Origin of the sequence: Uniformispora flossi, from assembly GCF_049534875.1 — a bacterium.
GTDB lineage: Bacteria > Actinomycetota > Actinomycetes > Streptomycetales > Streptomycetaceae > Yinghuangia > Yinghuangia aomiensis.
Map to the genome: position 1 here is coordinate 76,271 of NZ_JBMULZ010000015.1, position 23,367 is coordinate 99,637.

The window sequence follows — 23,367 nt, forward strand, 5'->3', positions numbered from 1 at the left end:
TCCGGGTGCGGTTTGCGCGGCGCCGGTGCGGCCGGCGGTCGGAAGTGACGCGGATGGGGGCCGAATTCACATGACCGTGGTGATCGTCAAGCGACCGCCGAGGGTGTATCCGCCCGCGGTGCCTGCGGACGAAGTCGTGTTGCAGGCACCGCCGGAGCTGGAGCGCCGACAGGAGCAGGGCTGGATGAACAGCCTGCTGCCGATGATGACCACGCTGGGTTCGGCGGGGTTCCTGTTCATGCCGGGCGCGAACAAGATGATGTTCGTGATGGGCGGCATGATGATGATGTCGTCGCTGGGCATGGTGATCGCCAACATCGCTCGGGCGCGCCGCGGCAATTCTCCGGCGATGCTGGACGCGCGCCGCGACTATCTGAAGTACCTGGACCAGCAGCGCGGCAAGGTGCGCCGGACGGCGCGCCGGCAACGGGGCGCGCAGTTGTGGACGCATCCCGCGCCGGACCAGCTGTGGTCGGTGGTGGCGGGTGGCCGGCGGATATGGGAACGCCGGGCGGGCGACGCGGACTTCGCGCAGATCCGGGTGGGCACGGGGCAGCAGCAGTTGGCGACGCCGCTGGTGGCGCCGCAGACGGCGCCGCTGGACGACCTGGAGCCGTTGTGCGCGGAGGCGATGCGGCGGTTCCTGCTGACCCAGTCGATGCTGGACGACTTGCCGATGGCGGTGTCGCTGCGGTCGTTCTACCACCTGACGGTCTCGGGTGATCCGGACACGGTGTATGGGGTCGCGCGGGCGATGCTCGCGCAGCTCGCGGTGCTGCACTCCCCCGACGACGTGGTGATCGCCGCGGCCGTGCATCCGTCGAAGGCGCCGCAGTGGGACTGGGCGAAGTGGCTGCCGCATGCGCAGCATCCGACGGAGACCGACGGCGCGGGTTCGCTGCGTCTGATCGTGGAGGATCTGGGCGAGGTCGAGCGGCTGCTGGGTGAACGGATCGGCAATCGGCCGCGGTTCGCGCCGGGTGGTGCGCCGGTGTTGGACCAGCCGCATCTGGTCGTGGTGCTGGACGGCGGGACGGTGCCGTCGGGTTCGGTGCTCGCGGCGTCCGAGGGCCTGCAGGGCGTGACGGTCATCGAGGTGGTGGCCGGTCCGCTGGACGAGTTGCGGGGCGGGCTCGCGGTGCTGGCGGAGCCGGATCGGCTGGTGCTGGATTCGGCGTCGGGGACCGCGTACGAGGGCCGGCCCGACGTCCTGAGCGTGCACGATGCGGAGGCGCTGGCGCGCGCGTTGGCGCCGCTGCGGCTGTCGAACGCGGACGGCGACGAACCGCTGTTGGCGAACCTGGACTTCACCGAGCTGATGGGCGTCGGCGACGCGGCATCGGTGGACGTCGCGCAGACGTGGCGGCCGCGCCCCCCGCACGACCGGCTGCGGGTGCCGATCGGCTTGGGCGAGGGCGGCGAGCCGGTGTTCCTGGACTTGAAGGAGTCCGCGCTCGAGGGCATGGGCCCGCACGGGCTGTGCGTCGGGGCGACGGGTTCGGGCAAGTCGGAGCTGCTGCGCACGCTCGTGCTGGGGTTGGCGATGACGCACAGTTCGGAGATCCTCAACTTCGTGCTCGCCGACTTCAAGGGCGGTGCGACGTTCTCCGGGATGTCGGAGATGCCGCACGTCGCCGCGGTGATCACGAACCTGGCGGACGACCTGACGCTGGTGGACCGCATGCGGGACGCGATCACCGGCGAGCTGACCCGCCGCCAGGAGCTGCTGCGGGCGGCGGGCAACTACCCCAACATCCACGAGTACGAGCGGGCGCGGGCTGCGGGCGCTCCCCTGGAGCCGTTGTCGTCGCTGGTCATCATCATCGATGAGTTCAGCGAACTCCTCACGGCCAAACCTGACTTCATCGATATGTTCATCCAGATCGGGCGGATCGGCCGGTCGCTCGGCGTGCACCTTCTACTGGCGTCGCAGCGCTTGGAGGAAGGGCGGCTGCGAGGGCTGGACACCTATTTGTCGTACCGGATCGGTCTGCGGACGTTCTCCGCGGCGGAGTCCCGTGCGGTGCTGGGGGTTCCGGACGCCTACCAGTTGCCGCCGGTGCCGGGTTCGGGCCTGCTGAAGTTCGACACCGAGTCGATGTCACGGTTCAAGGCGGCCTACGTGTCGGGGGCCTACCGCAGCGCGAGTCTGGCGGCGAACCGCCCGGGCGGAGCCCCGCGGCCGGTGCTCTTCGGCAACGCGTGGACCCCGGAGGCGGCATTCGTCCCCGCGCAGCAGTCCGCGGCCGTGTCGGCCGCGGTCCCGGAGCCGGATCCCGAGCCGGGGACGCCCGGGGGCCCGGGCAACCCGGCGCTCGCCGAAACGGTGCTCGACGTGATCGTGCGGCGGATGGCCGGGCAGGGCCCGCCCGCGCACCAGGTGTGGCTGCCCCCGCTGGAGGAGTCCCCCTCGCTGGACGCGGTGTTCGCGTCGGTGGCGCCGCTGGCCGCGACGCCGGACCGGGGTCTGGCGGCCGCGGGCTGGGCGGGCAACGGGCGCCTGGCCGCGCCGCTGGGCATCGTCGACAAGCCGTTCGAGCAGCGCCGCGACATGCTGTTCGTCGACCTCGCGGGCGCCGCCGGGCACGTGCTGATCGTCGGCGGGCCGCGCAGCGGCAAGAGCACGCTGGCCCGCACCCTGGTGGCGTCGCTGGCACTCACCCACACCCCGGCCGAAGCGCAGTTCTACTGCCTGGACTTCGGCGGCGGCGGTCTCGCGTCGCTCGGCGAACTGCCGCACGTGGGCGGTGTGGCCGGGCGCATGGACGGCGAGATGGTGCGCCGGATCGTCAGCGAGGTCGCCGGCATCCTGGAACGGCGCGAGACGACGTTCCGCGCGCAGGGCATCGACTCCATCGCCACGTTCCGGCAGCGCCGGGCGGCCGGGCTGCTGCCCGGCGAGGAGTGGGGCGACGTCTTCCTCGTCGTGGACGGCTGGCTCACCGTCCGGAACGACTACGAGGCGTTGGAAGCCGCGATCACCGACATCGCCACGCGCGGCCTCGGCTACGGCGTGCACGTGGTGGTGACCGCGGGCCGCTGGCCGGAGGTGCGTCCCGCGCTGAAGGACCAGCTGCAGACGCGGCTGGAACTGCGGCTCGGCGAGCCGATGGAGTCGGAAGTCGACCGGCGCATCGCGGTGAACGTGCCGACCGGCGCGCCGGGCCGCGGACTCACCCCGGACGGCCTGCACTTCCTGGCCGCACTCCCCCGCGTCGACGGCTCCGGCGATCCGCTCGACCTGGCGGACGGCGCTGCCGACCTGGTGGCGCGCGTGAAGGCGGCATGGCCGGGCGCTCCGGCGCCGCGGGTGCGGATGCTGCCGCGACTGCTCGCCTACGACCGGCTGCCGACGCCGGAAGCGGTGCCCGGGCAGGCGGTCCCGATCGGCATCGACGAAGCGGCGCTCGAACCGGTGTTCCTGGACTTCCGGGTCGAGCCGAGCTTCGTGCTGTTCGGCGAGAACGAGTCCGGCAAGAGCGCGTTCCTGCGCACGGTCGCCCGCGGCATCTGCGACCGCTACACGCCGGCGCAGGCCCGCATCATCGCGGTCGACTACCGCCGTTCCCTTCTCGGCGCGGTCCCGGAAGCGCACTTGCTGCACTACGTGGCGGCGGGCCCGGCACTCGGCCCGGTGGTGGAGCAGGTGTGCGACTCGCTGAGCCGCCGCATCCCGGGCCCGGAGGTGACGCAGGAACAGCTGCGGAACCGCAGTTGGTGGTCGGCGCCGGACGTGTTCTTCCTCATCGACGACTACGACCTGGTGACCTCGTCGTCGGGCAACCCGCTGGCACCGCTGATCGAGTACCTGCCGCTGGCCCGCGATGTGGGCCTGCACCTGGTGATCGCCCGCGGTTCGGGCGGCGCGGCCCGCGCACTGTACGAGCCGGTGCTGCAGAAGCTCCTCGACCTGGGCACCGGCGGCCTGCTGCTGTCCGGCAGCCGCGACGAGGGCCCGCTGATCGGCGGCGTGCGCCCGGCCCAACTCCCGCCGGGCCGCGGCCGGCTCGTCTCGCGGCGCCGCGGCGTGTCGACGATTCAGACGGCGTGGCTGCAGAACTGACCCGCACCGGGTGAAGGCGGTCGGCGATCGGCTCAGCCGATCGCCTTCACCTTGTCGATCTGCTTCGCCACCAGCGTCGAGGCGGGCAGGCCGCCGGGGCCGCCCTTCGTGTCCGCGAGCACCACGTCGACCAGGGTGCCGCCGACCCGGGCCACGATGTACTGCGCGGTGATGCTCTCGCCCTGCGAGGTCGTCACGAGTTTCACGGTCGCCGACTGGTCGCCGTACGACGATGCCGGCACTCTCGTCGCGGCGTACTCCGCCTTGCCGCCCCCGGCGATCGGTCCGGTGAACGTCGGGCAGGACGCCAGCGCGGCGATTCCGCGGTCCATGATCTTCTGCGCGTCGTCGTGCGGGTAGGAGACCAGCACAATCGCGGTGAGTTCGGCGGTCTTCGGCGGATTGGTGGCCGTGGCCGCCACCAATCCGGAGGCCGGCGTGCCGGCCGCTCGGGCCGACAGCAGGTCCAGGACCGGCTGGCACGCGGCGTTGTCCGCGGCCGGGACGGCGTCCGCGCCGGTGTTCGACTCCGCGACGGTGAGCCCGGTGGCGGCGATGTCGGCGGCCGTGACGAGAGCCCGCCGCAGCCGTTCGGCCGTGGGCGCGCCCGCGGCGTCGTCGGATCCGCCGCAGCCGGTGCTCAGCAGGACGGCAGGCAGAAAGGCGCATGCGGCGGCTTTGGCCGCGGCCCGGTTCGGGCGCATGGGTGGTCCCCCCAGGGAGTCTCCGGAACATCCGCTGCCACCCCCGGCAGCGCGATGCCGCGACTGTAGGCCAACCGTCTCAGGTCTGCCGCCGGTTCCGGGCATCCCGCACCACGACGGCGCTGCCGGCCAGCAGCAGCACCGCGGCAACGGCGATGCCCGCCGCGACCGTTCCGGTCTGGCGGTCGCGGTCGGCGCGGGTCGGTCCGACGGTGAGCGGGGCCACGCGGATGGGGGCGGCCTGCGGCGGGCGGGCCGCGTCGGCCACGGGCTGGGTGCCCGGTTCGCCGCTGAACGCGACGGCGCGCAGCGGGTCGACGACGCCCCAGCCGATGCCGTCCAGGTGGCCGGGCCGGCCGCGTTGCGCGGTCTGCTCGATCACGGTGACGACCTGGCGCGCGGTCCAGGACGGGTGCAGCGAGCGGATCAGCGCGGCGACGGCGGACGCGTAGGGGGCGGCGAACGACGTGCCGTCGCCGCGGCAGTGGCCGCCCTTGGGCACCGTGGACCACATGTCGACGCCGGGGGCGAGCACGCCGACGTAGGGCTTGTTCTGGGAGAACGCCGCGCGGTCGTTGTTGCGGTCCGAGGCGCCGACGGCGAGGACGCCTTCGTAGTCGGCGGGGTACGTGTCGAGGTTGTCCTTGTCCCCGGAGTTGCCGGCCGCCGCGACCACGACGACGTCTTTGACGTCGACGGCGTAGCGGATGGCGCTCTCCAGCAGCGGGCCGGGTTTGCTGCCGCCGGGGCCGCTGGTCTCCTGCGAGATGTTGATGACCTGGGCGCCGTTGTCGGCGGCGAACCGGATGGCGACGGCCAAGCCCTCGACGTTGCCCTTCTCGGTGTCGGTGCCGCCGTTCTGCCGGATCGGCATGATCATCGCGTCGTAGGCGAGGCCGACGAAGCCGGTGCCGGGGTCGGGGCGGGCCGCGATGATCCCGGCGGCCATGGTGCCGTGCCCGTTCTCGTCGACCGCGCCCTTGGTGTCCGGCGTGAAGAAGTCCATGCCGGGCATCCCGGCCAGGGCGGGGGCCAGTTGCGGATTGCCCGGGTCGACGCCCGAGTCGATCACGCCGACGAGGACGCCGCTGCCGGTGGACTTGAGCCACACCTGGTCGAGCATCACCCGCTGGAGCGACCAGGGTTTGCCTTCCAGAGGCTTGGCCGGGTAGCGGCAGTCGCTGTCGGCGGCCAGGCGCACGGCGCCGCCCGATGCCGCGCGGCCGCCGGACAGGTCGGCCGCGGGCGCCGCGGCCAGGGCGGCGAGCAGCGCGAGCGCGGCCGCGGACGCCCCCGCGCGCAGCCGGGAAGGGGATGGCACGGTCGCAGGGGTCCTTCGCGATCGGCGGAACCGGAGACGGCAAAGAAGGCAGGAACGACAGGGCACGACGGCACGGCGTACCGCCCGAAGCGCGCCGGGCGGGCGTCTCGGGCGGTACGCGGCGGGCTTCCGGGCGGAAGCTCAGCCCCACATCTTGGCGTTCGCGGACTCGGTCTCCTGGTAGACCTGCGCGGTCTTTTCGAGGGCTACCGCGATCTGGTCGAGCAGTGCGCAGAGTTCGGTCTGGGCGCTGTTCCACTGGCCCTGGCGCACGAGGTACTGCTGGTGCGCGTCACCGTCCCAGCTCTCCGCGACCTGGGCCACCTTGGCCTTGAGGTCGTCGAGGCGGGACTTGATGTCGTTGTTGATGCCGCGGATCTGCGACGCGCCGCCGGTGATGGTGGCGTATGTGACGACGATGGGCGAACCCATGATTTCTCCCCGATTTGGTGTGACGAGTCGGCCGGACGGCCGGCGGCTCAGCCGAGTGCGGCGGTGATGCTGCTCATCTGCTGCTTGACCTCGGCCTCGTTCTGCGCGTACGCGATCGAGCCCTTCGTCATCAGCTCGCCGATGTCGTCCAGCTGCTTGTTGATGTTCGTCAGGAGCTGGTTGACGCGCTGCTGGAGGGCGTCGTAGGCCGCGAACGCGTCGCCCTTCCAGCCCGCCTGCAGGTCGTCGACGATGCCGTTGAAGCGCGTGATCTGCGTCGCGATCTGGGCCTGCTCGGTGTCGATGTGCTTGCCGAGAGCGTCGAGTTGCTCCGGTGTCGCCTTGAAACCCGCCATGATCCACCATCCCCCATGAGTGGCTAATCGGTTGGCGCCGACTCTAACGGGTCCGCGCGGCGCGTCCCAAGGCGCACCACGCGGCCGGTTACCCAACCTTTACGTCGATCTTGCCGACCCGGCCTTGCGCAACGTCCGGGTCATCGGCGGCTCAGGAGCGCGCCCCGCGCGTGCCCGAACGGATCACGAACTCTGCGGCTGCTTGGCGTCCTTGACGCTCAGCCGCACACCTGCGGGCACCAAGGCCGCCCAGGCCCGCGGCACCGGGGTCGGCACGATGCCCTGGTAGCCGAGCCGGACCTTCGCCTCGCTGTCCGCCCCGGCCGGTGCCGAACCGCCTTGCTCCGGGGGGTCGTTGACGATCTGGTAGCGCAGCCCGGAGTCGGTCACCAGGAAGAGCGTGCCGGTCTGGTCGTCGCCGCGGCCGGTGACCTCGCGGATCAGGGCACCCGTGCCGGGCTCGACCCACACGCCGCCCATGCCGTCCACGAGCCGTTCCGGCAGCGCCGGCCAGGCGGACTGCCGGGTCTGCGCGAACCCGCCCGCGTAGGTTCCGCTGTAGGTGTTGCACAGCGTCGTCCGCGCGACGTCGCCCTGCGCCTCGATCCGGTTGACCACCTGCGGCAGCCGCTCCGGCCAGCCCTTCTCGGCGGCGAACATGCGGCCCGGCCGGATCGCGTCGCCCAGGTCGCCGACGTTGACCGGCAGGGCCTGGGGCGTGCGGCCCGCGCCGTAGGCGGTGCGCGCGTCGGTGCGGGCGAGCAGCAGTTCCGCGGCCAGTCGGCTCACCGGGTAGACGCCGTCGCGGAGCACGACGTAGTACTGGCCGCTGCCTTCGGCACGGAGCACGAGCCCGACAGTGGCGTACTGCGAGCGCAGCGCCACGGCGGCGGGCTTCCCGTAGTCCGGCACGTCGGGAAAGTCGATGTCCGCGCCCGGCTCCAGCGTGTCCAGCCACTCGCGGGTGACCGGCTGCGGCTGGATCGCGTCGAGCACCAGCGCGGAACGCACGCCGCCGCTCTTGATCAGGTACGCATGGCCGCCCTCGACGACGTACATCGGCTCTTGGTCGCCGGCCTTCTCCGCCTTCTGCTGCACGAAGATCGCCTCGTCCGGTCCGAGTTCGCCCTGCTTCGGGGGCGCGCCGACGAACACGCTGCGCTGCGGCGAGCCCGGATCGGGCCGGCCGTCCTTGCCCGTCGCCGGGCGTTCGCACACCGTCCACGACTTGGTCTTGCCCACCTCCTTGGCGGTGGGCAGCCGGTCGGGCGCGTTGGGGATGCCCAGCGGCGCGCCGTGGTCGACGCTGTTGAGCACTTTCTCGGGCACCATGTTGACCTTGAACTGGCCGGGGTCGAGCAGCAGTCGGCCGGAGGCGATGTTGAGGACCGGGTGCAGTTTGCCGTCGAGGTAGACGTAGCGGCTGGCGGAGTCGCGGCCGACGATCAGACTGCCCTTGTTCTTCCAGCCCGGCGGGGTGCCGGGCTTGACCAGCCCGTAGACGCCGAAGCCGGTGAGGATCAGCGCGCCGACCACGATGCCGGGCAGCACCGAGCGGAAGGGCCTGGGTGCTTTCTCCTCGGTCCCCCCGCCGGGTTCCGGCTGGAGGAATCCGGCCACCATGCGGCGACGTGCGAACACGTACGCCTCGAGCTGCTCGCGTCGCGATGCCATCGATCTCCCCGTCTCGACGATCGGCGTGCGGCAGCGTACCCGCAACCAGCCGGTCGGGCGTGCGGGCCTAGGCTCTTCCCGGCGACGGATTCGCGCCGTACCGTACGGTGTTCGTCACGGCCCGCGTCGGCGGACCGCAGCGCGGCAGTACTCGGGGGGATGTACCAAGGTGGCTGTTTCCGCACCTCAGCGCACGCGTCGAAGGACCTCGCCCGGCAGGTCCCGGGCGACCGCCGCCCGCGCCCCCGGGTCCGCCCCGGCCGCCGCGGCGCCGCGCTTCCAGCCCCGCCCGGGCCGGATGGGCGCGGTGCTGGTCCAGCACCTGGTGGTCGTCGAACTCGCCGTCGTCCTCGTGGCGTTCCCGCTCGCCCGGCACAGCGCGTGGGTCGTGCCTGGCGCCGCGCTCGCGGTGCTCCTGGTGGCCGGCGTGCTGCCCCGGTACCGGGGGCGGCGGCTGGCGCTGTGGCCGGGGATCGTCCTGGCGTTCCGGCGCCGCCGCGGCACACGGCGCCCGGCCGCCGCGCCCGCCGTCGCGGACGGGCACACGCCGGAAGCCGACCTCGCCCCCGTCCGCGAATGCCTGCCTGGTCTGACGGTCGCCTCGGCGACCGACCGCGGCGGCCGGCCGGTCGGGATGGCCGGGGACGGCACGTTCCTCACCGCGGTGCTGCTCGTCGAGGCCCGCGACGAACCGCTGCGGCCGCGCCGCGACCGGCGTCCGCTGCCGCTCGCCGCTCTCGCAAACGCGCTGCGGGTCGACGACGTGGTGCTGGCATCCGCGCAGATCGTGCAGCACAGCCGGCCGGCCCCCGCACCGCATCTGCCGCCGGAAGCGCTGGCCACCCGCGCCTACACCGAACTCCGGTCCCGGGAAGGCGGCGACGTGCCCGCGGTCCGGCAGACCTGGATCGCCCTGCGCCTCGAACCCGAACTGTGTGCCACCGCGATCGCGGCGCGCGGCGGCGGTGCCGAAGGCGCCCGCCGCACGCTGCTGCGCGCGGTCAACAGCCTGGCCGCGGCGTTGGCCGACGCCGGTCTCGCCTGCCGACCGCTCGACGAACACGCGCTGACGCAGGCGCTGTTCACTGCCATCGGGGCGAACCGCGCGGTGCGCCGGAACAGTCGCGGAGGCACGCGGACGACGGAAGCACGGCACCTGTGGCGGTGCGACGACCGCTGGCACACCACGTACTGGATCGGCCGCTGGCCGCGCGTGACCGCGGGCACGTCCCCCGACATCGTCGGCGCGCTCACCGCGACACCCGGCCTGGCCACGACCTTCTCCCTGACCGCCGAATCGGGCGGCGGCGGCTCGGTCGGACTCACCGGCCACCTGCGCATCTCCGCCCGCTCCGCCGACGAACTCGCCCAGGCCTCGCAGCAGTTGGAAGAGCAGGCACGGCAGCTGCAGATGGGGCTCGTGCGGCTGGACTGGGAACAGCAGCCGGGGCTGCTGGCGACCCTGCCGTTGGGCGGCCGCCCGTGAGGACGCTGGTGCGCATGTGGCAGGACACGACGCGGGAGGGGGAGCACCGGTGATCGGCATGTTCGGAACGGCGGGGCCGCGCGTGGAGCGGCACGCCCTGACCGTCGACCAACTCGGCTCGCTGGCCGTGCCGGTGAGCGACGACGGCATCGTGATCGGCGTGGATCAGGACCGGGTCCCCGCCGTGCTGGGCCTCTTTCGCCCGGAACCGTACGAGATCTCGTTCGTGGGCGGCGCCTACCTGATCCAGATCATCGCGCTGCGTGCAGCCGCGATCGGCGCCCGGGTGGCGATCGAATCGGGGCGCCCGCACTTGTGGTCGGCGATGGCGCAGCAGGCGGGCGGCGCGCAGCAGTGCGTCACCGTGCAGCCGGTCGGCCGCCTCGGCCCGCAGGGGCCGTCCGCGACCAGCCCGGTGCTGGTGATCCGGGACTGCGGCGCGCGTCCGCCGCGCAACCGGCTCGCGGCGACACCGTGGCAGACCACGCTCACCCTGCTGCCGTTCCTCGACCCGCGCTTGGCCCCGCGGCTGGCGGATGCGGACCTGGTGGGCCTTCAGCGGGTTTCGCCGACCGAGGCACAGGCCGCCGCCCCCGTGCTGCGCCTGGCCGAGGCCGACACCGCGGCCCTGCCGTCGCTCGCCGACGAGCTGACGCTGTGGAGTGCGGGCGGCACACGCCGCTACGTCCTGCTCGCCCCGACCGGCGTCGAGTCCGCATTCCTCGGCCCGCCGCGCCGGTTGGACTGACGCACGACCCCCGGCCCCCGGGTGAACGCCCGGAAAACGCGGTCCTGTGCACAGCGCACGCGGCAGATCGACCCGGGACACCGCCACCCGGGTTGAATAGTCTGGGGTCTCCCAGCACGGGGACATGGCCCGGAACTCCGGAAGCCTGCCGCGGGACGACACCCGGGCGCGCGCCGGGTGATCGGAAGGACCAGCGGTGAACAGCGAGCAGGACGGGACCCACGTCGACAACCCCGGACCGGACGAGGAAGAGGAGTGGTCCGGGCCCGACTTCACGATGCCTTCGTGGTACGGCCAGCCGGCGGCTCCGGCTGCCCCGGCGCCCGCGGACCGGCACGGCGCGGGGGCGCTGCCGGGCGGCGGACCCGCCGAGCCGGTTCCGGCCGCCGACCCGACGCCCCGTCAGGATTCGTCCGCTCCCGGGCAGTTTGCCGGATATGCCGATGCGCCGTCGTGGACGCCGCCCGGAATTCCCGCCCCGCCCGCCCAGGTTCCCGACCCGGCGGCGCCCCCGGCTCCGGCACCCGAGGCCGACTATCCCGCGACCCGGCTGATGCCGCGGATCACCGACGACATGCCGCCGCCGTCCGGCTGGGAACCGCCGCGCGCGGCGGCCCCGCCGCGCCCGGCCCAGCCGCCGGTGATCCCGCCGCAGCCGTCGGCTCCGCCGCCCACCCCGTCGTGGCATCCGCAGGCCGCGGAGTCCGGCGAGAGCGCGTGGTCGGCACCGTACCCGTCGCACGCGGCGCCGCAGGGATGGCAGCAGCAGGCGCCGGGGGCGTACGCGCAACCGGGGGCACCGGCGGCGTCGGGGGCGTCGTATCCCGAGCAGCCGTATCCCGGGGCGCAGCACTACCAGCCGGCGTACCCGCGCCCGTACGAGCCTCCGACGCAGCCCGAACCTCGGTCGGCGCCCGGCATCGAGCTCGGCAAGCCGGATACCGCGGGCGGCGCCTCCGCCGCGGCCATAGCGGCCGCCGCGGCGGCGCTGCCGGAGCAGCCGGCCGTGGACGCCGTGGATCCGGGGTGGCAGCCTCCGACCGCGCCGGAACGATCGACCGACGCGGGGGCACCGCTGTGGCGTCCGGAGGGGACACCGGAGTGGTCGGCGGGTGGCGCCGCGTCCGGTTCTGCCTCGGCGGGGATGCCCGGGTGGCAGGGTCCGGGCACGCCCGGTGGACTCGGTGCGGACGTGGCCGGAACGCCCGGGTGGCAGGGACCGGAAGCGCCCGACGCGAGCGGTCTCGCCGGCCGCTTCGGATCGGACTCGGCCGGAACACCCGGGTGGCAGCGGGGCATCGTCCCCGACGCGACCGCGCCGGGCGGCCCGGCGTCGGCACCCGGACAGGGAGCCGGCACCACCGCCGAAACCCCGGATGCGTCCGCGGGAGCACCCCACTGGGCCGCCGACGGCTCGCGCGAGGCCGCATTCGGCGGGTCCGCGGCAGGTGCACCTGGTTGGAGCGCCGCCCCCGCGCCCGGAGCGGGAGCGTCCGACGCCGCTGCCGACCACGCCGGGCCGCAGGACGCGGCGCGCCTCCCCGGCGTCGGCGCAGGCGCCGACCGGCCCGGCAGCGCCTCCGCGGGGATCATGCCCCCGCCGTCCACGCCCGCCTGGGCGGCCGCTTTGGGGCCGGCCGGCGCCACGGCGCAGCCGCGCCCGGGCTCCGCGACGGGCGACGGACAGGGGACGGCAGTGGAGCAGGAAGCTTCCGGCGCGGCGGGGGCACCTGCCGACTCGGTGTCCGCCGACGCGACCTTCGGCACGACCGCACCCGGCACGCCCTTCGGCGCGGCACCCGCAGCCGATGAACGCGGCGCGGAGCACGACGCGCCCGCCGACGCCCCAGCCGCGGAGATCCCCGGCACGCCGCCGTGGGGACCTGCCGACCCGGCCACCACGACCGACGACGCCGCCGAGTCCGACCGCAGCGCGACCGACTCGGGCCGCCCGACAGAACCGCAAGCACCCATGGGACAAGCCGATTTCGGCGGCACGACCGCAGCCCCCGGCGCGCCCTTCGCGGTGGCCCCCACCAGCGGCGAGCCTGGTGGCCTCGGTGCCACCTCCTACGCCGCACCCCCAGAAGCCTCCAGCACACCGCCGTGGAACCCCGCCGGCGACGCCGGCCAGGCCACGCCCGCCGAGACTCCCAGCGCGCCGCTGTGGAGCCCCTCTGGCCCGGCCACCACCGACTCCGCGGACGCCGATCGACCCGCTGCCGATATCACGGGCGCAGCCAACCAGTCGGAGCCGCAAGCAACCGCCGACCGGGCCGACTTCGGCGACGCGGCAGCATCCTCCGACGCACCCGTCGCCACCGGCGATAAACCAACCGGGAACGCCACCGGCCTCGACGCTCCCACCGATGCCACGGACGCCGCCTCCGCGGCAGCCCGGTCCGCAGCCGCCGACAACGCCCGGCCCAACGCAATTACTTCACCGCAGCCCGCCGAGGCACCCACGCAGGTCGAGGCCGACACCGCGGGCCCCGAAGCAACCTCGCCTGCCGCCAACCCCGCTCCCGAGGGCGCCCCCGCCGGCGCGGCACCGTCGTGGACCCCGCACAGCCGAGCGGCCGACGTCCACCGCCCCACCACGCCCGGCGAGTCGGCCCCAGCCGACACCGATGCCGCGTGGTCCGGTTCCGGCGATCCGGCCGCCGAGCCCGCACCCGGCGCCCCCGTCGGTACCCCGGGCCTGCGGAGCGTCGGCGAATCACGCGCCACCGACAGCGCGTTCGCCGCACCGCCTGCCACGCCCCAACCGCCGACGCCGTCTTGGGCAGCGGGTCCGGCCCCGCAGCCGACCACAGCCGGGGCACCCAACCCGGCGGCGCCCTCGACAGGCGCCGACGCCACACCACTCGGCCAAAGCCCGAACGCGGCACAGCCCACGGCCGCAGGCGCCTCGCCGCACCCGTCGGCCACCGGGTCCCCGTCCGACACCGGACCCGCCGCAGCCGGCCCCGAACCGACCACACCCCACCCCGTCACCGCGGAGTCGACCGGCATGACCCCGGACAACGCCCCGCACGTGCCCGCCGACAGCTCACAGCCCGGCTTCGCCGCGCCGGCCGACCCCCACACGGCGGATGCCCCCGGCCCCGCCCCGCAGCCCGGCGCCTACGCCCCCGCCCCTGCCCCGGCCGCCCCGTCCTACCCCCAGCCCGCCGACCCTCGCGCGTACCCGCCTCCCACCTCGGAGCCCGCGAGCCGGCCCGGATCCGTTCCGGGCAACCAGCCCTACCCCCAACCGGGTTCGGCCCCCGGCGACCCCCAGGCCTATCCGCCTCCGGCCGCCGCGGCCCACGGCTACTCCCCCACCCACCCCGGCGTCTGGTCCGCGCCGCAGACCCCCGACGCCGCCTACCCCGCCCCGCAGGGCGGTCCGGCGCAGCCCTACCCCGCCGCCGCGAACCCGGCCTGGGGCGCGCCGCAGGACGGCGGGCCCGCGCGTGCCGTCGGCGGTGCCCCGCTCGGCTACACCGCCGCCGTCGAGCTGACCTCCGACCGGCTGCTCCGCCGCCAGCCGCAGGCGAAGCGCACGACGTCGCGGTTCCGGCTGGGCGGCCGCGCCGCCGAGGAAAAGCGCGCGCGCATGCTGGCCAGCATCCGTACCCCGGTCCTGGACGGCTACCGCATCGCCGTCATCTCCCTCAAGGGCGGCGTCGGAAAGACCACCACCACGACGGCGCTCGGCGCGACGCTCGCCAGCGAGCGCCAGGACCGCGTCATCGCCATCGACGCCAACCCGGACGCCGGCACCCTCGGCCGCCGCGTGCGGCGCGAAACCGGTGCGACGATCCGCGACCTGGTCACCGCCATGCCGCGGCTGCGCAGCTACATGGACATACGGCGCTTCACCTCGCAGGCCCCCAGCGGCCTGGAGATCCTGGCGAACGACGTCGACCCGGCGGTCTCCACCACGTTCGACGACGCCGACTACCGCGCGGTGATCGGCCTGCTCGGCACGCAGTACCCGATCATCCTCACGGACTCCGGCACCGGTCTCCTCTACAGCGCGATGCGCGGCGTGCTCGACCTCGCACACCAGCTGATCGTCATCAGCACGCCGAGCGTGGACGGTGCGACGAGCGCCAGTACGACCCTCGACTGGCTGGTCGCGCACGGCTATTCGGACCTGGTGTCGCGCAGCATCACGGTGATCTCCGGGGTGCGCGAGTCCGGCAAGCTGGTCAAGACCGAGGACATCGTGGCGCACTTCGAGACCCGGTGCCGCGCGGTCGTGGTCGTGCCGTTCGACGAACACCTGGCCGCGGGCGCCGAAGTGGACCTGGAGCAGCTGCGGCCGAAGACCCGGCAGGCGTACTTCGAACTGGCCGCGCTGGTCGCCGAGGACTTCGGCCGTACCGCGCCCGCCGGCGAGCCGTGGCAGCAGAACTCGTGGGCGCCCGAGCAACAGCACCAGCACCAGCACCAGCCGCAGGCCTACGGCGGTCAGCCCGCGGCCTACCCGCCGCCCACCGGCTCCCAGCCCGGCACCCAAGCGCAAGGCCACCAGGCCCAAGCCGCGCAGCCCTACCCGCAGCCCGCCCCGAACCCGGGCCAACAACCCCCGGCGGGCCAACCCTGGTCGCAGGCCCCGCACAACCCACCGGCCCCGCACAACCCGCAGTCGCCGCACAACCCGCAAGCCCCGCAGGCGCAGCAGCCCCCGCAAGGCTGACCCGACAACGCACGAGGGGCTCCTCACCCACCCGGGTGAGGAGCCCCTCGTTCATGTCATCAGGGCGCAAGCGCCGCAGCCGCGCCGGAACTACCGCGCCGCGTCGTAGGCGTCCACCAGCTCGCGCGCCCGCTTCACGTCGTCCGCCATCCGCTCCAGCAGCGCCTCGATGGAGTCGAACCGCTCCATGCCGCGCAGCCACGACAGGAATTCGACGCTCACGTGCACGCCGTACAGATCGAGGTCGGTGCGGTCGAGCGCGTGCGCCTCGACGCGCCGCTCGGTCCCGTCGAACGTCGGGTTCGTGCCCACCGAGATCGCCGCCGGAAGCCGCTCCTCGCCCAGCACGAGCCACCCCGCGTACACCCCGTCGCCCGGGATCGCCGTGTACGGCAGCGTCTCCAAGTTCGCCGTCGGGTAGCCGAGTTCGCGGCCGCGCTGGTCGCCGCGCACCACCACGCCCTCGACCCGGTGCGGCCGCCCGAGCACGGCATGCGCGCCGTCGACGTCGCCTTCCGCGACCCGGCCGCGCACCACGGTGGACGAGAACACGGTGTCGCCGTCCGCGAACAGCTCCGGCTCGACCACGACGAAGTCGTTCTCCGCGCCCATGCGTTCGAGGAGTTCGACGTTGCCGGTGGCCTTGTGGCCGAAGCGGAAGTTGCGGCCTTCGACGACGATCTGCGCGTGCAGGGTCTCGACGAGGACCTGGCGCACGAAGTCCGCCGCGTCCATCCGCGAGAACTCCAGCGTGAACGGCAGGATGAGTACCGCGTCGACGCCGAGGCCGGCCATGAGCTGCGCGCGCCGGTTGTGCGGCGTCAGCAGCGGCGGGTGGCTGCCCGGGCGGACGACCTCGCTGGGGTGCGGGTCGAAGGTGACGACGACCGAGGGAAGGCCGCGCTCGCGCGCGATGTCCACGGCCTGGCCGATGACGCGCTGGTGCCCGCGGTGCACACCGTCGTAGGACCCGATGGTGACGACGGAGCGCCCCCAGTCCGTGGGGACGTCCTCCAAGCCCCGCCAGCGTTGCACTGACCGCTCCTTGCTCTTGCGTCCGCTCTCAACGACGGTTTCCACGACATCGCCCGGGCGGATGTCGCAGACCAAGCCTGCCATGCGCCGGGCCCCGGGCATGAGCGGGCCTGCCCGCGACGTGCGGCACACTCGCCCGCGCCCGGGAGGGTCCGCTCAGCCGACGAACACCGCGATCGGCTTGGCTTGGCCGTTCTTCTCCTCCACGAGGGCCAGGAACGCCCCGTCCGGGCCGAACACGGCCACCGGCCCGCCCTCCTGCCCGGCAGCCGCCAGACGGCCGCCGTGCGCGACCAGGCGGGCCTCCTCGGCGGTCACGTCGCGGCGCGGGAACGCGGCCGCGGCCGCATCGGCGATGGGCAGCACCGCGAAGGACTCCTCGAGCTGCTCCAGGGTGCGGGCCCGGTCGATCGTGTACGGCCCGACCGCGGTCCGCCGCAGCATCGTCAGGTGGCCGCCGACGCCGAGCCCGGCGCCCAGGTCGCGGGCCAGCGCCCGGATGTAGGTGCCCGAGGAGCAGGTGACCGTGACGTCCAGGTCGAGCAGCTCGCCCTCGTGGCGCACGTGGTGCACGTCGAAGCGGGACACCGTGACCGGCCGCGCGGCCAGCTCGACGTCCTCGCCCTCGCGTACCCGCGCGTAGGACCGCTTGCCGTCCACCTTGATCGCGGACACCTTCGACGGCACCTGCATGATCGCGCCGGTCAGCGCCGCGATGCCCTTGTCGAGGTCCTCCCGCACCACCCCGGCCGCCGACGCGGTCGCGGTGACCTCGCCCTCGGCGTCGTCGGTGACGGTGGTCTGCCCGAGGCGGATCGTCGCCTCGTAGGTCTTCTCGGTGAGCGCGAGGTGCCCCAGCAGCCGGGTGGCCTTCTCCACGCCGATCACCAGGACGCCCGTCGCCATCGGGTCGAGCGTGCCCGCGTGCCCGACTTTGCGCGTCCCCGCGATGCGGCGCATCCGGCCGACCACGTCGTGGGAGGTCAATCCGGCGGGCTTGTCGACGATCACGAGACCGTCGGGGGGCGGGGGGCCGGTACGGCGTGGCTTGCTCATCGCTGCTTTCCACGGAGAGAACGGGGAGACGTCGGGATCGACGCAACGGAGTGGACCCGGCGTCGCCGGAGCGGCCGGAACGGAAAGATCACCCGGCGGCATCCGCCGGATCGGCCGGCGACGGAATCCGGGCGTCGGCCAGCAGCGCCCGGAACCGGGCCACCACCTGCCCCGGAGTCTCGTCGCGCGCCGTGTAACCGGCGGCGAACGCGTGCCCGCCGCCGCCCAACGCGGCACACACCTTGCCCAGGTCGACACGGCCTTTCGACCGAGCCGACGCCAGCAGGCGGCCGTCGTCGTCTTCCTTCAGCACGAGGGCCACTTCGGCCTCGGCGGCCTTGCGGACCACGTCGATGATCCCCTCGATCTCGTCGAGGGCGATGCCGTGCGCGTGCCGGTCGGTGCGCGTCACCACCGTCCACACCAGCCCCAGGCCGCCCGCCGCGGCGGCGTCCAGCCGGGCCTCGGCCAGCGCCCCGGACAGCACCTTGAGGTAGCCGAAGCGGCAGGTGTCCCAGATGGCGCGCGAGATGTCCGCGTGCGGAATGCCGGTGGCCAGCAGGCGCGCGGCCATCGCATGGGTCTCCGGCGTGGTCGCCGGGTACTTGAACGATCCCGTGTCGGTGACCAGACCGGTGTAGAGCGCGGTGGCGATGTCCGCGGTCAGCGTGCCGCCGAGCCGGTACACCAGCTCCTCGGCGAGCACCGCCGTCGCGGGCGCGGCCACGTCGATGATGTGGTGGGTGCCGAAACGCGTGTTCGACGCGTGGTGGTCGACCACCACCAGCGCCCGGGCCGCCTTGGCCTTGGCCTCCAGCAGCCCCAGCCGGGAACTGCCCGCGGCGTCGAACACCATCACCAGATCGGGGGCGTCCGGCACCTCGTGCGGCGGCACCAGCAGGTCCTGCCCGGGCAGGAACCGCAGCGACGCGGGCACGACGAGCGGATCGTCGCCGTACGACACGTGCACGTCCCGGCCCAGCGCCCGCAGCGCCAGCCCCACGGCCAGCGCCGAGCCCAGCGCGTCCCCGTCCGGGTTGACGTGCGCGAACAAATCGATGCGGGACGCGGCGCCGACCAGGTCGGCCACCGCATCCCAATCGCGATCGTGCGGCGGTGTCGGCTGCGCGGATACGGCGGCGCCGGCGGACGAACCGCCGCCCGACACGCCCGCCGCGGCGCCCTTGCGGGCGTCCGTCAGGGAGTCCTGAGCCTTCGCGGGTCCGGGGATCGCAGGGATCCCAGCCGCCGACACCGTGGGGTTCACCGCTGCTCCTCCTCCTTCGGGGAGTCCCCGCCGCCCTCCTCGTCGCCCTCGTCCTCGTTCGAGGTGCGGTACGGGTCCGCGTCGCCGGCGTAGGTGGCGCCCGCGGCGGAGAAGCGTACCGCCGCGTCGGCCTCTTGCGCCTTGGCAAGCAGCTCGTCGATGGTGCGCGCGGTGTCCGGCACGGCGTCGGCGACGAATGTCAGCGTAGGCGTATAACGCACGCCCGTCTGCCGTCCGACCTCGCTGCGCAGCACGCCCTTGGCGCTCTCCAGCGCCGCTCGGCTCGCCTCACGCTCGGTCTCGTCGCCGAAGACCGTGTAGAACACGGTGGCGTCCCGCAGGTCCCCGGTCACCCGGGCGTCCGTAATCGTGACGAAGCCCAGGCGGGGATCCTTGATCCGCCGGTCCAACGTCTCCGCGACCACGACCTTGATGCGGTCGGCCAGTTTGCGCGCCCGCGCGGTGTCGGTCACTGATCCTCCAACTGCTTTCAATCGTCCTCGCTGAACACCCGGCGGCGGGCGGACAGCAGCTCCAGTTCAGGTCGCCCGGCGACCTGCCGCTCACATTCGTCCAGCACCTCGGCGCACCGATCGACGGTCGCGGAGACCACCGCGATCCCGATGCGGCTGCGCCGGTGCAGGTCCTGGTAGTCGACCTCCGCCGCGGCGACGGCGTTCTTGCGCTGCAGATCGGCCAGAATCGGCCGGAGCAGCGAGCGCTTCTCCTTGAGGGAGTGCACGTCGCCGAACAGCAGGTCCAGTGTGATCGTTCCGACGAACACAGGCATCACGGGCCAGGCGCCCGGGGGCCATCAGGGGATGTTGCGTTGTTTCTACCGGTGCCGCGCCGGACCGCGCAGGCCATTTTTCGTGGCTTGCCGTCGGCCGCCGCCGGAACACCGGGCCGGGCCCCGCCAGGGGCCCGCAACGGAGAACCCTCCGCGCCGCCGTGGGCGACGCGGAGGGCACCGTCGTTACTGCGTTCAGCTGCGCGGCTTCTCGCGGATCTCGTACGTCTCGATGCGGTCGTCGATCTTGATGTCGTTGTACGACCCAAGGTTGATACCGCACTCGAAGCCCTCGCGGACCTCGGTGACGTCGTCCTTCTCGCGGCGGAGCCCCTCGATCGTGACGCTCTCCGCCACCACGACGCCGTCCCGGATGAGACGGGCCTTGGCGTTGCGGCGCATCTGGCCCGAGGTGACCATGCAGCCCGCGATGTTGCCCAGCTTGGACGAGCGGAAGACCGCACGGATCTCCGCGGTGCCCAGCTGAACTTCCTCGTACTCGGGCTTGAGCATGCCCTTGAGCGCGGCCTCGATCTCCTCGATGGCCTGGTAGATGACCGAGTAGTACCGGACATCCACGCCTTCGCGCTCGGCCATCGTCCGCGCCCGGCCTTCCGGCCGGACGTTGAAGCCGATGATGATCGCCTGCGAGGCCACCGCGAGGGTGACGTTCGACTCGGTGATCGCACCGACGCCGCGGTCGATGATCCGCAGCTCGACGTCCTCGCCGACGTCCAGGTTGAGCAGGGCGTCTTCCAACGCCTCGACCGAACCGGACACGTCGCCCTTGAGGATGAGGTTGAGCTGCTGGATCTGGCCTTCCTTGAGGGCCTTGTCCAAGTCCTCCAGGGAGATCAGCTTGTTGCGGCGGGCGAGCATCGCGTTGCGCTCACGCGCCGCGCGCTTCTCGGCGACCTGGCGCGCGGTGCGCTCTTCCTCGACCACGAGGAAGTTGTCGCCGGCCCGCGGCACCGTGGTGAGACCGAGCACCTGGACCGGACGGGACGGGCCCGCCTCGGCGACCTGGGTGCCGTTCTCGTCGAGCATCGCGCGGACGCGGCCGTAGGCCTCGCCCACCACGATCGAGTCGCCGACGCGCAGCGTGCCGCGCTGCACCAGGACGGTCGCGACGGCGCCGCGGCCCTTGTCCAGGTGGGCTTCGATCGCGATGCCCTGCGCTTCCTGCTCCGGGTTGGCGTGCAGTTCGAGGGCCGCGTCGGCGGTCAGGATGACCGCTTCGAGCAGCTCGTCGATGCCCATGCCCTGCTTGGCGGAGATGTCGACGAACATCGTGTCGCCGCCGTACTCCTCGGCCACCAGCCCGTACTCGGTGAGCTGGCCGCGGACCTTGGTCGGGTCCGCGCCTTCCTTGTCGATCTTGTTGACCGCGACCACGATCGGCACGTCCGCCGCCTGGGCGTGGTTGAGCGCCTCGATGGTCTGCGGCTTCACGCCGTCGTCCGCCGCGACCACGAGGATCGCGATGTCCGTCGACTTGGCACCACGGGCACGCATGGCGGTGAACGCCTCGTGACCCGGGGTGTCGATGAGCGTGATCTTGCGCTCGTTGCCGTTGACCTCGGTGGCCACCTGGTAGGCACCGATGTGCTGGGTGATGCCGCCGGCCTCGCCCGCGACCACGTTCGACTTGCGGATCGCGTCGAGGAGGCGGGTCTTGCCGTGGTCGACGTGGCCCATGACGGTGACGACCGGCGGCCGCGGCCGCATGTCTTCCTCGTCGCCCTCGTCCTCGCCCCATTCGAGGTCGAAGGACTCGAGCAGCTCGCGGTCCTCCTCCTCCGGGCTGACGATCTGGACGTCCCAGTCCAGCTCGACACCCAGCGCGAGCAGGTCCTCGTCGGACACCGACTGCGTCGCGGTGACCATCTTCCCGAGGTGGAACATGATCTGGACGAGCGAGCCGGGGATCGCGTTGATCTTGTCCGCGAAGTCGGTCAGCGAGGCGCCGCGCGACAGGCGAATGGCCTTGCCGTTGCCGCGAGGAGCCTGCACGCCGCCGATCGCGGGTGCCGACATGTTGTCGAACTCTTGACGACGCTGGCGCTTCGACTTGCGCGCGCGGCCCGGACGTCCACCCGGACGACCGAACGCACCCTGCGTGCCGCCGCGGCCACCGGGGCCGCCACGACCGCCGCCGCCGGGACGGCCGGCGAAGCCGCCGCCACCGCCCGGACCGCCCGGACGACCGCCGCCGCCGGCACCGCCGGGACGCGGACCGCCGCCGGGACCCGCCGGACGACCGGCGAAGCCGGGACGACCGCCGCCGCCGCCCGCACCACCCGGACGGGCACCGCCCGGACCGGGACGACCGCCGCCGGGACCCGGGCGCGGGCCCGGAGCCGGACGGTTGGGCATCATGCCCGGGTTCGGACGCGGACCGCCCGGACGGGGACCGCCCGGACCGCCGGTGCCGCCGGGACGCGGACCCGCGGCGCCGCCCGGCGACGCCGGACGCGGACCGCCGGGGCCGCCGCTGCCGCCGGGACGCGGACCTGCCGCGCCACCGGGAGCCTGCGGACGCGGCATGCCGGTGCTGCCCGAGGTGAACGGGTTGTTGCCGGGACGCGGACCCGCCGGACGCGGACCCGGACGCGGCGAGGAGCCGCCGGGACCGCCCGCCGGACGCGGTGCGCCGGCACCGCGGTCGGGACGCTGCTGCCGGTCGCCCTGGCCGGGGCGGCCGGGAGCGCCACCGCGGGTGTCGCCGGGACGGCCGCCCGGACGCGGCGCGGAGCCGCCCGGGGCTGCCGCCGCAGGACGCGGCGCGCTCGGGGTCTGCGGGGTGCCTGCCGCCGGAGCGGCCGGGGCCGCCGCCGGACGCGGGCCCGGACGGGCCCCCGGGGTCGGCGCGCCGGCCGGGCGCGGGCCGGAGCCCGGCTGGGCAGCCGGACGGGGACCGCTGCCGGGCAGCTTGCTGCCGGGCGCGGCCGGGGCGTCGGCCGGACGCGGGCCCGGCTGAGCTGCCGGACGCGGACCCGGGGTCGGGGCGCCGCCGGACGCGGGGCGCGGCCCCGGACGCGCGGCGGACGGGGACGGGGCACCGGATGCCGCCGGTGCGGGCGCGCCGCCGGCCGGCTTGCGCGCCGCGGGACGTGCGGAAGGCCCGCCGTCCTTCTTGAATGCATCAGTCAACTTGCGTACGACCGGCGCCTCAATCGTGGAGGACGCCGAACGGACGAACTCACCGAGTTCTTGGAGCTTGGCCATGACGACCTTGCTCTCGACTCCGAACTCCTTGGCGAGTTCGTATACCCGGACCTTAGCCACTTCGCTCCTTCTGGTCCGGGGTGGTCGTCCGCCGGACCGTCGCTACCGCATGTACGTACTCATCGCGTACTCATCGAGTGCTCATCGCAATCTCGACCTACTTCCAACTCGCGAGGTACTGCTGTTCCGATCCGCGGCCCTGGGAATCCGGGGCCACGCACGCATGCAGACGGGCCGTATCCAACGGCCCGACCACGCGCAACGCCCGAGGGAACGCTTTGCGGCGTTCCGCCAGGGCAAGACAGTCGGGGTCGCGGTGCAGATGTGCTCCGCGCCCCGGCATGGTGCCGCGTGGGTCGGGGACGCATGCGCCCTCGACCGCGACGACCCGCACCAGGTCGGTCTTGGCGGCTCGGGCTCGGCATCCCACACACGTCCGCACCGGGCCCGCCAGGTTCGGCAGGGCCTGTCGCTTACGTGTAGGAGGGCATGCGTTAGCCCGCGTCCGACCAGACAT

Annotated in this window: 16 protein-coding genes; 4 read left to right on the top strand and 12 right to left on the bottom strand. The window is 73.7% G+C overall.

Features of this window, described 5'->3' with window-relative positions:
- The first annotated feature begins 70 nt into the window (after positions 1 to 70).
- Positions 71 to 4,063, top strand: a complete 3,993-nt coding sequence (gene eccCa / locus ACPA54_RS27955) for a type VII secretion protein EccCa (protein ID WP_423534153.1) — start codon at positions 71 to 73, stop codon at positions 4,061 to 4,063.
- Positions 4,064 to 4,095: 32 nt separating this feature from the next.
- On the opposite strand, the gene ACPA54_RS27960 is transcribed toward eccCa, so the two are convergent.
- From ACPA54_RS27960 to eccB, 5 genes are all read right to left on the bottom strand, one after another.
- Positions 4,096 to 4,767: a hypothetical protein gene (locus tag ACPA54_RS27960; protein ID WP_423534154.1), complete on the bottom strand. Its 672-nt coding sequence runs from the start codon at positions 4,765 to 4,767 to the stop codon at positions 4,096 to 4,098.
- Positions 4,768 to 4,846: 79 nt separating this feature from the next.
- Positions 4,847 to 6,088, bottom strand: a complete 1,242-nt coding sequence (mycP, locus tag ACPA54_RS27965; protein WP_423534155.1) for a type VII secretion-associated serine protease mycosin — start codon at positions 6,086 to 6,088, stop codon at positions 4,847 to 4,849.
- 141 nt (positions 6,089 to 6,229) lie between these two features.
- Positions 6,230 to 6,520, bottom strand: coding sequence for a WXG100 family type VII secretion target (locus ACPA54_RS27970; protein ID WP_345679330.1), 291 nt, complete (start codon positions 6,518 to 6,520; stop codon positions 6,230 to 6,232).
- Between the two features lie 47 nt (positions 6,521 to 6,567).
- Entirely contained in the window at positions 6,568 to 6,876 is a 309-nt protein-coding gene (locus tag ACPA54_RS27975; RefSeq protein WP_345679329.1) for a WXG100 family type VII secretion target, read from the bottom strand.
- Positions 6,877 to 7,059: 183 nt separating this feature from the next.
- Entirely contained in the window at positions 7,060 to 8,550 is a 1,491-nt protein-coding gene (gene eccB / locus ACPA54_RS27980; protein ID WP_423534156.1) for a type VII secretion protein EccB, read from the bottom strand.
- A 298-nt stretch (positions 8,551 to 8,848) separates the two neighbouring features.
- Between eccB and eccE the strand changes: the two genes are divergently transcribed.
- The 3 genes from eccE (at position 8,849) to ACPA54_RS27995 (ending at position 15,474) form a co-directional block, all read left to right on the top strand.
- Positions 8,849 to 10,036, top strand: a complete 1,188-nt coding sequence (gene eccE, locus ACPA54_RS27985; protein WP_423534252.1) for a type VII secretion protein EccE — start codon at positions 8,849 to 8,851, stop codon at positions 10,034 to 10,036.
- Between the two features lie 58 nt (positions 10,037 to 10,094).
- Complete coding sequence (locus tag ACPA54_RS27990) at positions 10,095 to 10,784, top strand: hypothetical protein (RefSeq protein WP_423534253.1); 690 nt, start codon at positions 10,095 to 10,097, stop codon at positions 10,782 to 10,784.
- Between the two features lie 196 nt (positions 10,785 to 10,980).
- Positions 10,981 to 15,474, top strand: coding sequence for a nucleotide-binding protein (locus ACPA54_RS27995; RefSeq protein ID WP_423534157.1), 4,494 nt, complete (start codon positions 10,981 to 10,983; stop codon positions 15,472 to 15,474).
- A gap of 90 nt (positions 15,475 to 15,564) precedes the next feature.
- On the opposite strand, the gene ACPA54_RS28000 is transcribed toward ACPA54_RS27995, so the two are convergent.
- The 7 genes from ACPA54_RS28000 to ACPA54_RS28030 all read right to left on the bottom strand — a co-directional run bounded on the left by ACPA54_RS28000 (position 15,565) and on the right by ACPA54_RS28030 (position 23,367).
- On the bottom strand, positions 15,565 to 16,509 hold the full coding sequence (locus tag ACPA54_RS28000) for a bifunctional riboflavin kinase/FAD synthetase (protein WP_423534158.1): 945 nt from the start codon (positions 16,507 to 16,509) through the stop codon (positions 15,565 to 15,567).
- Positions 16,510 to 16,665: 156 nt separating this feature from the next.
- Complete coding sequence (gene truB / locus ACPA54_RS28005; protein ID WP_423534159.1) at positions 16,666 to 17,565, bottom strand: tRNA pseudouridine(55) synthase TruB; 900 nt, start codon at positions 17,563 to 17,565, stop codon at positions 16,666 to 16,668.
- 88 nt (positions 17,566 to 17,653) lie between these two features.
- Positions 17,654 to 18,832 (bottom strand): DHH family phosphoesterase, encoded by a 1,179-nt coding sequence (locus ACPA54_RS28010; RefSeq protein WP_423534160.1) that lies wholly within the window; start codon positions 18,830 to 18,832, stop codon positions 17,654 to 17,656.
- Positions 18,829 to 19,305, bottom strand: coding sequence for a 30S ribosome-binding factor RbfA (gene rbfA / locus ACPA54_RS28015; protein WP_423534161.1), 477 nt, complete (start codon positions 19,303 to 19,305; stop codon positions 18,829 to 18,831). The genes ACPA54_RS28010 and rbfA overlap by 4 nt, the downstream gene beginning before the upstream one ends.
- Positions 19,306 to 19,322: 17 nt before the next feature.
- Positions 19,323 to 19,616 carry a DUF503 domain-containing protein gene (locus tag ACPA54_RS28020; RefSeq protein ID WP_345679383.1) on the bottom strand — a complete coding sequence of 98 codons (294 nt, stop codon included), beginning with the start codon at positions 19,614 to 19,616 and terminating at the stop codon, positions 19,323 to 19,325.
- A 201-nt stretch (positions 19,617 to 19,817) separates the two neighbouring features.
- The gene (infB, locus tag ACPA54_RS28025) at positions 19,818 to 22,910 is read right to left on the bottom strand and encodes a translation initiation factor IF-2 (protein ID WP_423534162.1); all 3,093 of its coding nucleotides are present in this window, start codon (positions 22,908 to 22,910) and stop codon (positions 19,818 to 19,820) included.
- Positions 22,911 to 23,007: 97 nt separating this feature from the next.
- The gene (locus ACPA54_RS28030) at positions 23,008 to 23,367 is read right to left on the bottom strand and encodes a YlxR family protein (protein ID WP_423534163.1); all 360 of its coding nucleotides are present in this window, start codon (positions 23,365 to 23,367) and stop codon (positions 23,008 to 23,010) included.